At 64.3% G+C, this 13,318-nt stretch carries 9 protein-coding genes; 2 read left to right on the plus strand and 7 right to left on the minus strand.

Features of this window, described 5'->3' with window-relative positions; all coding sequences use genetic code 11:
- Positions 1–43 precede the first annotated feature (43 nt).
- From C0Z18_RS07490 to C0Z18_RS07520, 7 genes are all read right to left on the minus strand, one after another.
- On the minus strand, positions 44–1,282 hold the full coding sequence (locus C0Z18_RS07490; protein WP_146013963.1) for a hypothetical protein: 1,239 nt from the start codon (positions 1,280–1,282) through the stop codon (positions 44–46).
- A 118-nt stretch (positions 1,283–1,400) separates the two neighbouring features.
- Positions 1,401–2,765 (minus strand): ATP-binding protein, encoded by a 1,365-nt coding sequence (locus tag C0Z18_RS07495; RefSeq protein WP_102644752.1) that lies wholly within the window; start codon positions 2,763–2,765, stop codon positions 1,401–1,403.
- On the minus strand, positions 2,762–3,424 hold the full coding sequence (locus tag C0Z18_RS07500; RefSeq protein ID WP_102644753.1) for a response regulator: 663 nt from the start codon (positions 3,422–3,424) through the stop codon (positions 2,762–2,764). Before C0Z18_RS07500 ends, C0Z18_RS07495 begins: the two co-directional genes overlap by 4 nt.
- An 82-nt stretch (positions 3,425–3,506) precedes the next feature.
- Positions 3,507–4,913, minus strand: a complete 1,407-nt coding sequence (locus C0Z18_RS07505; protein WP_102644754.1) for a GGDEF domain-containing protein — start codon at positions 4,911–4,913, stop codon at positions 3,507–3,509.
- 146 nt (positions 4,914–5,059) lie between these two features.
- The gene (locus C0Z18_RS07510) at positions 5,060–5,695 is read right to left on the minus strand and encodes a DUF4136 domain-containing protein (protein ID WP_102644755.1); all 636 of its coding nucleotides are present in this window, start codon (positions 5,693–5,695) and stop codon (positions 5,060–5,062) included.
- A 78-nt stretch (positions 5,696–5,773) separates the two neighbouring features.
- The gene (locus C0Z18_RS07515) at positions 5,774–8,212 is read right to left on the minus strand and encodes a CHASE2 domain-containing protein (protein WP_102644756.1); all 2,439 of its coding nucleotides are present in this window, start codon (positions 8,210–8,212) and stop codon (positions 5,774–5,776) included.
- 9 nt (positions 8,213–8,221) lie between these two features.
- Positions 8,222–9,688 (minus strand): FecR family protein, encoded by a 1,467-nt coding sequence (locus C0Z18_RS07520; protein WP_102644757.1) that lies wholly within the window; start codon positions 9,686–9,688, stop codon positions 8,222–8,224.
- Between the two features lie 423 nt (positions 9,689–10,111).
- Between C0Z18_RS07520 and C0Z18_RS07525 the strand changes: the two genes are divergently transcribed.
- On the plus strand, positions 10,112–10,843 hold the full coding sequence (locus tag C0Z18_RS07525) for a response regulator transcription factor (protein WP_102644831.1): 732 nt from the start codon (positions 10,112–10,114) through the stop codon (positions 10,841–10,843).
- A 127-nt stretch (positions 10,844–10,970) separates the two neighbouring features.
- Positions 10,971–13,238 carry a patatin-like phospholipase family protein gene (locus C0Z18_RS07530; protein WP_233217226.1) on the plus strand — a complete coding sequence of 756 codons (2,268 nt, stop codon included), beginning with the start codon at positions 10,971–10,973 and terminating at the stop codon, positions 13,236–13,238.
- The last annotated feature ends 80 nt before the right edge of the window (positions 13,239–13,318 follow it).

A 13,318-nucleotide genomic window follows, 5' to 3' on the forward strand; every position in this document is an offset into this window, starting at 1 on the left:
GACGAGGCGGTAGGCATTTTACGACCAGAGGCCGCGATCGCGGTTATCCGTTCTTGTCGACCGGTTTGAGTACCCCCTTGAAGCGCAAATACGAGCGCGCTTCCGATTGCAGTTCGCCGTAAGGGCGCGTGGTCGAGAAGTTCACCTCGGTGAGGACGGATTGACAATCGGGCGTATCGCAAATGGCGGGCGTCGTTTGCATCCAAACCGGCTTGCCGTCATGGAAGTACTCCTTCCATTGAACCGTTTTGTCGCTATCGGCTCCGTCCGCCGGCGGGTAGAACACCTCACCGGAATACCCGACGAGCGCGTCGTCGAAAAACGTCCACGTTTCTATTCGAATATGCTTCGACGGCCGTGCGCTGTCCGGATAAGAGCGCACTTCCAATTGACGAAACGGACCGAATTCAACGAGATATAGGCCGACCCCATCCTTGCCTTCGTTTTGCCAGCGCGTCATGTCTTCCGTGGCCGTCACGCGGCCGGAGAGGATCGTCGCTCCGGCCACCCCGTCGAAGTCGATACTACTTTGCGAGGCGGCGACGCGGCTCAGCGGCACTTTCCCAGTCGTAAAGCCCGGCGCATCGCTCAGATCGCTGTCTATGAGCGGGCATGAACGGCTCGAGATCCGCATGAGCCCCATCCGGTTCGAATCGCTCGTGATGCGGGTGACGACGGGAATAGGGACCGTCGGAAAGCGCAGCGGCGTCATGACGTCGAGGCAGTCTTGGTCGTACCGAACGTCCTGAGGCAGGTCGTGATCGAGGTACGAGACGAGGTACTCGAAAGCGGGCGGGGTCTTTAAATCGTCCAACGACGACTTCGATCCCTTTTCCGTTTGGGCGACGAGGGCGCTATAGCTCGGCTGCCGATAAAACGTATCGGCCGAGACACTCAAGTAAAGCTTTTCCAGCGCGTAACCGCCCGGGAGCGTTTGAGGCAGATCGACACTGAACGAGCGAGTCTTGCCGTTTGCTTGGTACGGCTCGATCTTGGCCGGATAAAGGCGGATTTCCTCTTTCGTATCGCTATGCCAATGGGGATCGGGCAAGCAGGCCACGCCAATCATGCACGACAGGAGCGAATACGAGTAAGTCGTGTGCTGGTACGTGGCCGATACCTCCGCGCCCTCGGGAAGGTGACTCAATACGTCCGCGTTTTCCGAGGGAGAAAGAAACGGAGCATAGAGATCGCTCACGCCGAACGTGAAATGAACGTTGCGCGCCGGCGGCACGACATCGGCGGGCTTCGACCAATAATAAAGCCCGACGATCGCCGCCACGATAATAACCGGGCTACAGAGCAGCCAATGGCGGACGATCCGCTTTCCCAAAGGAATGAAAAATGAAGGCATGGAGTTGAAAAACGAGGCGCGGCCTCGACGAAATACGTTAAACGTTTTAGCTCGCTCGAACCTTAGCAGAGCCGGACATGACAGGCCTGAGCGGCGACACCGTTACGGTCAGCCCTTGCCCCTCGGCGTTATTGCGCAACGTTACGTGTGCCCGGTGGCGATTCGCCACGCGCTGCGCGATCGCGAGCCCCAGACCGCTGCCCTCGCCTTGCGTATCCGTGCCGCGATAAAACCGATCGCATACGCGCGAGAGTTCGGCTTCGGCAATGCCCGGTCCGGTATCCCTCACTTCGAACGATACGCCTTGCTCGCCTCGACAGAGCACGACATCGACACGTCCCGCCGGCGGCGTGTGCTTGATCGCATTGTCGAGCAGATTGTTCAGGAGTACCGATAGCGCGTTGGGTTCGCCGTAGACCTCGAACGCATCGTCCTCGCGCGCGGGCGGGGCAACCTCCAGCCCCAAGTCGATCGATTTGGCTTCGGCCAGGAGGGAAAAGTCGCTAACGGCTTGCTCCGCAATGCGGCGCAAGGCCACGGGAGCCAACGCCGTACCCGACGACTCCGCATCTTGGCGGGCCAGCGTGAGCAACTGCTGCACGAGCCGGATAATGCGATTGAGCCGCGCTTCGATGCTGCGCACCGTATCGCCCTCGCCTTGCAGCGAACCGTTGCGCTGCGCCGCTTGCAATTGCAGCTTCAATGCGGTCAACGGCGAACGCAGTTCGTGGGCCGCATCGGCGACGAACGTACGCTGTGCGCTCGAAGCCGCGTTCAGCCGCGACAGCAAGTCGTTCAACGCATCGACTAGCGGGAGCATCTCGACCGGCACGGGGCCCGCGAAGCGAACGGGTTCCAGTGCTTCGAGCGAGCGAGTGGACAGCATGCGCGAGAGCGCCCGAATGGGTGCGAGGCCGCGTGTCACGACGAACAGCACGAGCGCCACGGTCAACGGCAATAGCAGGCCGAGCGGCCACAACGTGCGCAGCGCAAGGCGCAGCGCCAGTGCTTCGCGAACCGAAACGGGCTGTGCGACTTGAATGAAACGCCCCGGCTGACGCAGGCCGAACACGCGCCAATGCTTGTCGTGACGCTCGATCGTACGAAATCCCTCGGCGAGCGGCGCGATGTCCAGCGAACCCTCCGATCGATAGACGAGTTGCCCTTGCGCGTCCCAGACGTCGATCGCGATGCGATCGTCGGAGAGATCGTGCATGGCGGGGCCCTGTGCCAACGCGTCGGTCGCCGCCATACCCGGCGGCAACGAGACCGCCACGGCGTGCAGTTCGTAGTCGAACAGCTCGCTCGCCTCCTCGTGCGCGGTCCGAAAAATCGCGTAACCCGCGACAACCGATGCCGCCGCGAAACCGAAGATGAGCCAACCGAGCAGCCAGCGTCGAATCGATGTCATTCGACACGCCTCAGCCGATAGCCGACGCCGCGCACGGTGACGATCTGCTCCGCGCCGATCTTGCGCCGCAAGCTATGCACGTGCACCTCGACGGCATTACTGCCGATCTCCTCGCCCCATCCGTATAACTTTTCCTCGAGCTCGGCTTTCGTATGCACGCGGGTAGGCGCCTCGATCAACGCGCGCAACAGCGCAAATTCGCGCGGCACGAGCGCAACCGGCGTGCCGTTTTTCGTGACTTCGTGCGCGGCGGGATCGAGCGTCAGTTCGCCATGCGTGTAGACAGGCTGCTTTTGCCCGGTGCGCCGGCGCAACAGCGCCCGCACCCGGGCGGCCAGCTCATCGAGGTCGAACGGCTTGACGAGGTAGTCGTCCGCGCCGGTGTCGAGCCCGCGCACGCGCTCGTCCACCGCATCGCGCGCGGTCAGGATAATGACCGGCGCCGCGCCGCCCGCATCGCGATACGCGCGCAATACGGACATGCCGTCTTTCTTGGGCAAGCCGAGATCGAGCAATACCAAGTCGTACACGCCGTTATCGAGCGACAGCTCCGCGGCACGCCCGTCTTCCGCCCAATCGATCGCGTAACCGGCCCGGCGCATCGTATCGAGCACGGGCTCCGCGATCATTCGATCGTCTTCGACCAACAGCAAGCGCATGATTCGTTCGTTCCGAGGTAGGGATGCGCGCCGAGCATCGCACAGGCCGGCTTAACCGAGCCTTAAGCCGGACCAACGCCTATCAGACGGCAATCACACAATTGCGTCCGTGCGTCTTCGCGCGCTTCAAACGCTCGTCCGCGGCGCGCATCACCGCGTCGGCCGTGGTACCGTCCGGCCCGAATTGCGCGATGCCGACGCTGGCCGTGACCGAAAAGCGCTCTTGACCGCCTTCGAATTGCAGCGACTGGATCGCGGTGCGAAGCCGCTCGCCGATCATCAGCGCCGCATCGAGCGCCGCATGGGGCACCAACGCCATGAACTCGCCGCCGCCCACGCGCGCGATTCCTTGATGCGGCCGCATGGCGTCGGTGCAGGCGGTCGCGACGGCGCGCAAGATGCTATCGCCCATCCGCTCGCCGAAGCGCTCGTTGATGCGCTGCAAATTATCGACGTCCACGGCCAACAGCGAAAACGGCGCACCGCCGCGCTTCGCCGCGGCCACCTCGGTCTCCAGCCGCTGCACGAAAGTGCGCCTGTTCGCGGTCCCCGTCAGCGAATCGACAGCCGCCAGCGATTCGAGCTTCTGATTGCTGCGCTGCAACTCTTGCAGCGCGCTATGCGTGCGCGCCATTTCGTCGCGCAAGCGGGCCAACAATTCTTCTTGGCTATAGATCGTCGAGAACGAACGCGTGGTATGAAACGCCTGTACGATTCCGTAGCTCAATAAGAAGAAACCGCCCGCGAATATGGCGTGCGCCAGCCACCACATGTGATTCCAGGGTTTGCCGAGAATGAAGGCAAGCGAGGACAGCGCGAACGCCATCACCGAAATCCCGAAGATCTGCATGAGCGGCGAACGAATTCGTCGAACGATCAGGCAGGCGACGTTCAGCAACGAGATCAACATGGCGCCGCCTTCGAGCGACAACCGCACGGCCAATGCGCCGGCAATCGCGGAGTTCGCGAGTACGGCGACGAGCAGGTCCACGACCACGAACACGCCGAACCATGAGCCCCACATCAATCGGTCCGCGCGCCGTTCGACCGGATCGGCGCTTGCCCCATAGGAGAGCAACCCGACGAACAGCAGCGCCGCCATGAGCAATCGCGAGGCGGGTCCGTACAACAAAAAAAGCCACATGTGGTGGTGCGCGAGCGGCGTGAAGGCCCCGTGCAACGCGTAGACCACGACGAAACCCGTAAAGCCGAGCGTCATCCAGCGCAAGATCGGCTCGCCCGAGAGGCGATAGCACTGCCAGGTGACGTAGCTGACGAATAGCCCCTCCAGCGTCGCGGCGGCGATCGCCACTTCGTGGAAGAGGTGATCCTCGAAGACGATCCGGGGATCTTGGAAATAGTACAGATACGCGATGAGATAGGCAGGAAGCAAAGCGAAAGCGAGCCGCAGAAAGCTCGCATACCAGCGCGTGACGCGACGCACTGCTCGAGGAGGATCGCCGGCCGGCGCGCTTGTTATCGTATTCATCGTTCGTCTCCTGGTCCCAGCTTCGCGAGGGCATTCTACGGAAGAATGCCACCGATGACGAGGTGTGCATACCGCAACGAACCGCAACGGGCAGCCGCCAGCGTTTTACCGATGCACATGACGGCCGGTACCCGCTCCCGCCGAAATCAGTGCGCGAGCGCGGCGATGCCCGTCACACGCGGCGCCGCGTCGGCCCCCGGCTTGCTCAGCGTGATCTTCCAATCGGTGGGGCCCGTGCGATCGCCGGTAGCCGTGCCCGTTTCGCCGAACGGCAGGCGAGCGAGCGCGCTTGCCACGAGCGCGTCGATCGCGTGGCCGGGGTCGGGGTCCCGGTCGCGTTTGGCGGCGCTGACCTTGTAGGCCTCGCGCCCGTCGGTCCGATCGAAGAACCGCAGGGTCAGCGAATGCACGTAGGGCTTGGCGCCCGGCCACTCGAATCCGGGCGGCAATGCAGGCGCCCCGCACGGGGCCTCGTCGGCACAGCCGCCGTACTCGATGCCGACGGACGCCGGACGCGTCTCGTGGGTCAGCGCGATACGGTAGCGCGCGACCGGCTGGGGCGCGGCGGTAAAGCCGAGCTCGGCCAATCGACGTTCGACGGCCGGTGCGAAGCCGTCAGGCTGACCGCCCCGCTCGCCTTGCCGATCCGAACCGTCCATGAACGCGTAGGTGCGCACGCCTGCGCCAAAGCCTGGCACGGCGTTCGCGCGCACGGCGCTCTGCGGCGCGGCGCAGCCCGAGAGTGCCGCAGCGCAAGCCGCAAGCAGCCATAACCTTTTCATATCATGCGCCCGTCGTGTCGTCGTTGTTCGTCCGCAGGCAAGCCTGCGAGGGGCGATCCCGGCTGGTGCGGCCGGTACTTACGCATCGCCGTCCCACCTCGGCAGCGAAACGGTCACGGTCGTCCCGCGCCCCGGCTCGCTCTCGACCGATACCTCCCCTTCGTGCCGCGTGACCACGGTCTTTACGAGCGCCATTCCCAGTCCGGCGCCCTGCGACTGCGGCTGGCCCGTCGTCCTAAAGCGGCGGAAGCGCTCGAACAGATGAGCCTGCGCATCCTCGGTCATCCCGTAGCCTTGATCGACGATCCTGCACTGCACGCGATCGTTCGCGACGTACGTCACCGAGACGAGCACCGAGGTCTCGGTCGGACTGTACTTCACCGCGTTGTTCAGCAAGTTCGTCACCGCTCGCGTCATCAGCGAGCGATCGGCATGAATCCAGTGTCCATCGCCCTCGAAATGCGTTTCGACGAAGATGCCCTTGGCCCGGGCCTGGGGCCAGATCTCGTCGCTCGCATCGAGCACCACGTCGGCGAGATTGACCGGTTCGAAGAGGTAAGCCTGCGACTCGGCGCGCGTCAACTGTACGAAGTCGTCGGCGAGGGTCAGCGCGCGGCGCGTATAGCGCTCGATATGCTCGAGCAGCGTGCGCACGCGCTCGGAACGCGTCACCGCCATCTCCTCCTCGATCAGCGCCAGCACCGATGCATGCGGCGACCGCATATCGTGCGACAGCAGCCGCAGCGCATCCTCTCGCGCTTGCTCGGCCGCATGCAGCGCCGTCACTTCGGCAAGCCCCACGACCCAATAGCCCGATATTTCGCCGCGCGCGTTCCGGCAACGCGCATAGCGTAATAGGAAGTCGCGCTCGGCTCGATCGCGCACCTCGATTCCGCGCTTGACGACCCGGACCCGCTCGACGTCGGTCGGATCGAGCACCTCGGGCCATCGCGCAAGCACTTCGGCGTCCGAAACCGTTTCCGGGCCGATCGTCTTGATGAACCGCATCTCGCCGAGCGCATCGGTCAGGCGCCGTCCTTCGAGCGCCGAGTTGCCGATCCGGGCGAAACACTCGCGCGCCGCCTTGTTGGCGACGCAAATCGAGCCTTGCCGGTCGGCAACCAAAATGGGCTCGGGCAGGCTGTTCAAGCAATCCCAAACGAATCGCTTCATGTCCTGCATGCGGTCGGCCGCCTGCTCGACGAGCGCGATATGCCGCTCGAGCGCATCGCCCCGGACCTCGCGCGGACGCACGGGAATGATCGGCAACGTATCGGCATCGTCCGCCAGCCGTTGGAGTTCGCGTTGCAGCCGAGACATCGTCATTTCGAGCCGCCGCCAACTCCATAGCGGATACACCACGAGCAACGCCATCAACGCCGGTACCGGCGAAAGCCAGACGCGGGCGTATTCGAGCAGCACCGCACTCACGATGAGGCAAACGAGAGCGAGGCCGAGCGTGAGCAGCAACGTGCGCCACGGCGAGAGAAAGAGCAACCCGGCAAGCAACGCCGCCAGCGGCACGAGCGACACCACGAACAGCCAGCGCGGCCTGACGGGGCGAATCTCGCTGTCCATCATCAGCGCGTTCAACGCATTCGCGTGCAACAACGTATCGGAGGTGGGTCCCCATGTTCCCGTGATCGGCGTGGCCAGATGCGTGAGCAGTCCGGACGCGGTCAAGCCGATGAATACGACCTTTCCGCGCAACGCGCCGGCGGGCACGTTACCGTCGAGCAGATCGTGGGCCGAGACTTGCGCGCCGTCCGGCACGCGGCCCGAGAACGGGATCAGCACGCGCGACGGCGCATTGCCGCTCGCACCTCCCTCGAACGTGCTCGAGGTCGGAATCGGGCCCGCATGGGCGGTACGATACCGTCCGTCCGCCAGCGCGATCTTCCCGCTTCGAATATCGTCGAGCAACGGCATCACGAGATAATCCCAACTCACACCGGCGGCACGCTCGCGCAGCGCGACGCCGCGCACGATGCCGTCCGAATCGGGCTGCACGTCGATATGACCGATCCCGGCGGCGGCCGCCGCGAGTTCGGGTACCGGCCCCACCACGCCGCCACGCGCGCGCGTATCGACGTATAGCGGCAAATAGGTCGGCGCCGAGCGCAGCACGCGCGCCAACTCATCGTCGCCGGCCGCGGGCTCGGTCAACAAGACGTTGTAGACGATGGCAGCCGCGCCGTCCTTGGCGACAGCATCGATCAAGCGGGCCTGCAAGGTACGCGGCCACGGCCAACGCCCCAACGCGGACACGCTGTCGTCGTCGATGCGCACGACCGCGATTTCGGGTGCGAGCGGCTGCGTGCGCAACGTCAGCATCCGATCGTAGACGAGGCGATTGAAGTTCGTCGCGACATCGCCCACGGCACACGCGAAAATCGCCACGACGCCGACACAGCCGATCGCCAGCCACTCGCGCATGAACCGGTGCCAGACGCTCAGCTCCGGACGCCACGTCAAGCGCAGTCGACGAGGCGGGGCGAGCGATTCGTTAGGGGTCATTCACGCGCCTCATTTCGCCAGCGTGAACATGCGCACGGGCCCCGTCGTTTCGTAGAACCGCCCTCCCTCGTATTGCTCGGACACGACGCGCCAGTAGTAGTCGCCCGCGGGCAAATCGGAGACGACGAGCGAAGTATCCGTCAAGTCGACCGCATCCACGATCGGGTCGCGCAGATCGTCATACGCCGAGAGTACGAGGCGAAACCGCGTCCGCGCGTCCGCGCGCGACGCCCGCCACGTGAACCGGTACGCGCGCGAACCCGCAGGCGCGCTTGCCGTCGCGCTGAGCTCGTTCGTGCGGCGCTCGAACGCATACACGCGGGGTAAGCCATCCAGGCCGCTGCGGTCGATCGATGAAATACGGACGAAATAGGTACCGTCGGGTACGTCGGAGAACGTGGCCCTCGGTTCGGTCACGCGCGCGTCGCGGATCAAGTCGAGCAAATCGGCATCGCGCGCGATCTGGATTCGATAACCGCCGGCATCGGCAGCCGGCACCAGGTCGAACGCGACGAGCTTGCCGTCTTGCACTTTCCCCGGGTCAGCGAGCACCGGCGCCGGCATGAGCGGCTGGGGCGCACCCACGACGCCCCCGTTCGGCGTCGCGCTGCCCTGCCCGGCGCCGACGAACTGCGACCGCGCGGACTCGGGCTCCGGCGCGGGCCCGCTCTTGCCCGTCGCCGCTCCCGCGGACGAGCCGACCGCGACGGTCCCGTCGAGCACCTCGACGGCCGTCATCGACGAGAGTTGATTCACGCGAAAACGTGTGCCCCGCACGCCCGCCACGATCGACGGCGTGCGAACCTCGAAGCGGTCGCCGCTTTGCTTCGCATGCGTCACTTCGTTTGCGACCTCGCCCCGCTGCAATTCGATGACGTGGTCTTCGATTCCCGTGAGCGCCATCTTGCGCAACACCGATAAAACGATATGGCTGTTCGGCGCGATGCTGACGTACGATCCGTCGTCGAGTTCGAGCGTCGCGAATCCGTCCGCGCCGGTGCTGACCGCGTCGTTCTCTCCGAGGATACGTCCGGGCAGCAGCGGCACCTCCGGCGCGGCACGTGTCCCCGGCGAGGTGCCGAGCGCGCGCGCCGTCACACGTCCGCTCAGCGCGACGATGCTCGCCGCGGTCGAATCGCGGCGCAGCAATGCGAGCGGAAGCCGCAACGTCATCCCCGCCGGCAACAGCCTAGGCGCGCTTACGTGATTGAGCCGTGCCAACGCGCGCCATCCGCCGGCGTCGGTCAAGTAGCGCTGCGCCACTTCGAACAGCGTATCGCCGGCAACCGTCACATAGGCGGCGGTTGCGAGCGCATCGATTTTGCTTTGGGCCCGTGCGGGTGTCGCACCGAAGGAGACGGCCACGGCAACGATCGCGGCGATCGCCGACGCGCGCCCCCCTTTGCGGCACCCGGCTTCGTCAAACCCCTGCGATCCCTCGCGCGAAACCGTAATGACGGCATTTGGGTTGCGCATCGTCTTATCTATAAATCGAGAATTGTTTTTTAATGCGGCGGTGGCGGCGAGCGTGACACGAGCCGCGTGGCGCGCAGGCATCCGGCCCACGTGTCCTGTCGCTATTTGTATACAGTAATCCCTTTGCGCGACGCCGAAGCCCGGAGCTTAGCGAATTTCGCGCGATCGTGCACTGTCTATTCGGCTGCCCTCATTTGATCGTCGCTCGCTTGGATTGCTCAGAGGCAGGCGAATGAGCCTAAAACCGCTACGATTGCAAACAAATGTCAATTGCTCACCTTTTGCGATACTGCGTTTAGTCCGCTAGACAAGCGGCGGCGGTACAATTGCAAGCCGATATTCGAGTCGGATGCGCCGAGCGCCGATGCGCGGCGGGATTTCCGATTCATATTCGATGCACGCGAGCGAGATGACCCGAAAGAAATGAAGATCGCCTATCTGGAAGACGATGACGTTCTCGCCGAACACATCGGCGAAGTATTGCGTTCGGCAGGGCACGAGTGCGAGCTGTTTCGCGACGGCAGCCAGTTGATTCGCCGCCTCAAACGCGACCGTTTCGACTTGGTTCTGCTCGATTGGTGCCTGCCCGGCGTGACCGGTCACCAAGTCACGATATGGGCGCGCGCCAACCTCAGCGAGCGCGTGCCGATTCTCTTCATGACGAGCCGCTCGCTCGAGGCCGACGTCGTCACCGCCCTCTCGGCCGGCGCCGACGATTACATGATCAAACCCATCCGTACGAGCGAGCTCCTCGCGCGCATCGAAGCGCTGGGCCGTCGCGCGTATCCGGATTCGGGAAACGGCGCGCAAACCGTGATCGAAGTGGGTTGCTATCGCATCGATCCCGTGAGCCGCACCTGCCTTTTGCGTGACACGCCGATCGAGCTGACGGGGCGCGAATTCGATCTCGTTCTTCTTTTGTTCCAACATGCGGGACGCGTGCTCTCGCGCGAACACATCGGCGGCACGCTGTGGGGCCAACCCCAGAGCGCGATCTCCCGTACGCTCGACACCCATATGTCGCGCGTGCGGACGAAGCTGCAATTGCGGCCGGACAACGGCGTTCGGCTCGCACCGGTCTATGGGCACGGCTACCGGCTCGAACTCGTCCCCGACGCGTCAGCGCCATCGATGCGCGAGGCCCGCGTCGGCTAAGCGCGATCGGGGCCGCTTAGCCGGCCCCCTCTTCCCTCTTCCACACGCGTAATAAAGCGGCTGGCTTTGTCCGAAAAAGGCGCCGGGTTGTGTAATATTCGGTATTTTTTGGGGCCGCATGGTACGCATGGTGTCGATTCGGACGGCGATACGCGTAAGCTGCGCCGTCATGCTGGCGTTCGCCGCCGTGGTGGCGGCCCCTGAGGCAGCCCATGCGCAAGACCCCGTATGCCGCGCGCGCGGAAGCAGCGGTTCACGGCCGGCGATCGGCCTGGTCCTATCGGGCGGCGGCGCGCGCGGATATGCGCATTTGGGCGTGCTGCGCGTGCTCGAGGAAAACCGCATTCCCGTCGACTGCATCGCCGGCACCAGCATGGGCGCCGTCGTGGGCGGGCTTTACGCGAGCGGCATGGGCGCCGACGCGATGCAAGCGCGGCTGGCGAACGTCAATTTGGCGGATATCGCGTTCGATGTCGAAAAGCGCTCCGATCTGCCCCAATCTCAACGCGAGGATTCCCGGCTGTACGTGGGCAGTATCGGTTTCAGCGCCGACGGCGCGAAACTGCCCGCGGGGCTCGTGCAAGGCAACCGTCTGCAGGCCTTGTTGCAGGAATGGACCTCGAACCTGCCGGCCAACGCCCCTTTCGATACCCTCCCGATTCCGTACCGCGCCGTGGCGACCCAGCTCAGCACGGGCGACGAAGTCGTGCTCGACCATGGCTCACTGCCGCTAGCGATCCGGGCGAGCATGGCCATGCCGGGTTTGTTCGCGCCGGCCGAATTCGACGGCACCGCGCTCGTCGACGGCGGCCTGGTCAATAACTTGCCGACCGACGTGGCCCGCGCGATGGGCGCCGATGTCCTGATCGCCGTCGATATCAGCTCGCCTTTGCGCCCCCTCGATGCGCTGTCTTCGCCGACGGACGTGATGCAACAGATGCTCGGCATCTTGATTCACCAGAACGTGGGGCGGCATCGCGCGCAATTGACGCCGAACGACGTGCTGATCAAACCGACGCTGGGCAATCTCGGTTTTTCCGATTTCGCGCATGCGAACGAGGCCATCGAGGCCGGGGCCGCCGCCGCGCGCGCCGCGTTGCCGAGCTTGGCGCGCTTCGAGCTCTCGCCCGAGCAATACGCGGCGTATCGCGCCGCCCATGCCGCCGAGGAACCCCGGCCGGTCAAACTCGCGCATGTCGAGGTCCACACCCGAGGCAAAGTACCGGCCGCGCGCGTGAACAAGTTCTTGAACCTGCATCCGGGCGATACCTACGATCCGCTCGCCGTCACTCGCGATCTACAAACGCTCGTCACCTCCGGCGACTTCGAAAGTGCGACGCAGCAGTTGATCGACGATCAGGACGGCCCTCGCCTCGTGATCGATGCACGGGAAAAATCCTGGGGTCCGAACTTCCTGCTGTTCGGCCTGGGCTTATCGAGCAGCTCGGAAGACGAAGGCGGGTTCCGGCTCAACCTCGGCTACCGGCGCCCATGGCTCACCGCATCAGGCCTCGAGTTCCGCGCCGACGCCACGCTCGGCAGCGATTTATTGCGATTCAATACGGAGCTGCGCCAGCCGCTGTCCACGGCGCTCGGTTACTACATCGCCCCCTACGCGGAGTTCGAGCGCCGCTTCGCGAACATCTACGACGACAGCACGGGTGTCCGCATGACGCAATACCACCTGCAAACCGAGCGGGCGGGCATCGACTTCGGCATGCCGATCGCGCGCCTGGGCGACTTCCGGATCGGCTTGGCGTATTCGCACGCGTTCGGCTCGCCTGTCTACAACTTGCCGCTCGACGACGGGACACTGCTGTTTCCCGATGTGTATGGGCACGAGATCTCGGCACGGGCCAAGCTCGTCATCGATCAACTCGACGATCCGCTCTTTCCGCGCACCGGCTACTTCGCCGAGTTGCGCGCGGAACGTTCCGTCTTCGGCCAAAGCGACCCTTACACGGAGCTTTACGGCAAACTCATCGGCGCGGTCAGCTTCGGGCGGCACAGCTTGAACGCCAGCGTCGAAGCGGGGGGCGACATCGGCGGCCAAAACGCGGCGAATCCGCTCGGCTTCACGCTGGGCGGCTTTCAACATCTGTCCGCCTACGCCGCCGACCAGTTGTCGGGCAATTCGATGCTCTACGCCCAGGTCACCTATCTGAACCAACTCATGCGGTTCCAAACGGCGCCGCTAGAGGGCTTGTACGCCGGCATCAGCTTCGAAGCGGGCAACGTCTGGCAGCAAGGCGACCGCTTCGGCAGCAGCGCCCTCAAACGCAGCGTGACCTTTTTTACGAGCGTGACGAGTTCGTTCGGTCCCTTGTACTTCGGTATCGCGCTCGCCCCGGGCGGTCGCCGCAATCTGTACTTCCAGCTCGGCCACACCTATTGAAGCTTTTTTGATCGATATCAATTTCGAAAGCGGCGCCCCCGTAACAATCCGTATGAAGTTTTTCCGGGCGCCGCCGTAGT

Origin of the sequence: Trinickia dabaoshanensis (assembly GCF_002879885.1) — a bacterium.
In the GTDB taxonomy this organism is placed as follows: Bacteria; Pseudomonadota; Gammaproteobacteria; order Burkholderiales; family Burkholderiaceae; genus Trinickia; species Trinickia dabaoshanensis.

Coding starts and splice junctions, on each gene's coding strand:
- C0Z18_RS07495 (WP_102644752.1), bottom strand. CDS start 2,765: ATGACATCGATTCGACGCTGGCTGCTCGGTTGGCTCATCTTCGGTTTC.
- C0Z18_RS07515 (WP_102644756.1), bottom strand. CDS start 8,212: ATGACCCCTAACGAATCGCTCGCCCCGCCTCGTCGACTGCGCTTGACG.
- C0Z18_RS07525 (WP_102644831.1), top strand. CDS start 10,112: ATGAAGATCGCCTATCTGGAAGACGATGACGTTCTCGCCGAACACATC.
- C0Z18_RS07505 (WP_102644754.1), bottom strand. CDS start 4,913: ATGAATACGATAACAAGCGCGCCGGCCGGCGATCCTCCTCGAGCAGTG.
- C0Z18_RS07510 (WP_102644755.1), bottom strand. CDS start 5,695: ATGAAAAGGTTATGGCTGCTTGCGGCTTGCGCTGCGGCACTCTCGGGC.
- C0Z18_RS07530 (WP_233217226.1), top strand. CDS start 10,971: ATGGTGTCGATTCGGACGGCGATACGCGTAAGCTGCGCCGTCATGCTG.
- C0Z18_RS07500 (WP_102644753.1), bottom strand. CDS start 3,424: ATGCGCTTGCTGTTGGTCGAAGACGATCGAATGATCGCGGAGCCCGTG.
- C0Z18_RS07520 (WP_102644757.1), bottom strand. CDS start 9,688: ATGCGCAACCCAAATGCCGTCATTACGGTTTCGCGCGAGGGATCGCAG.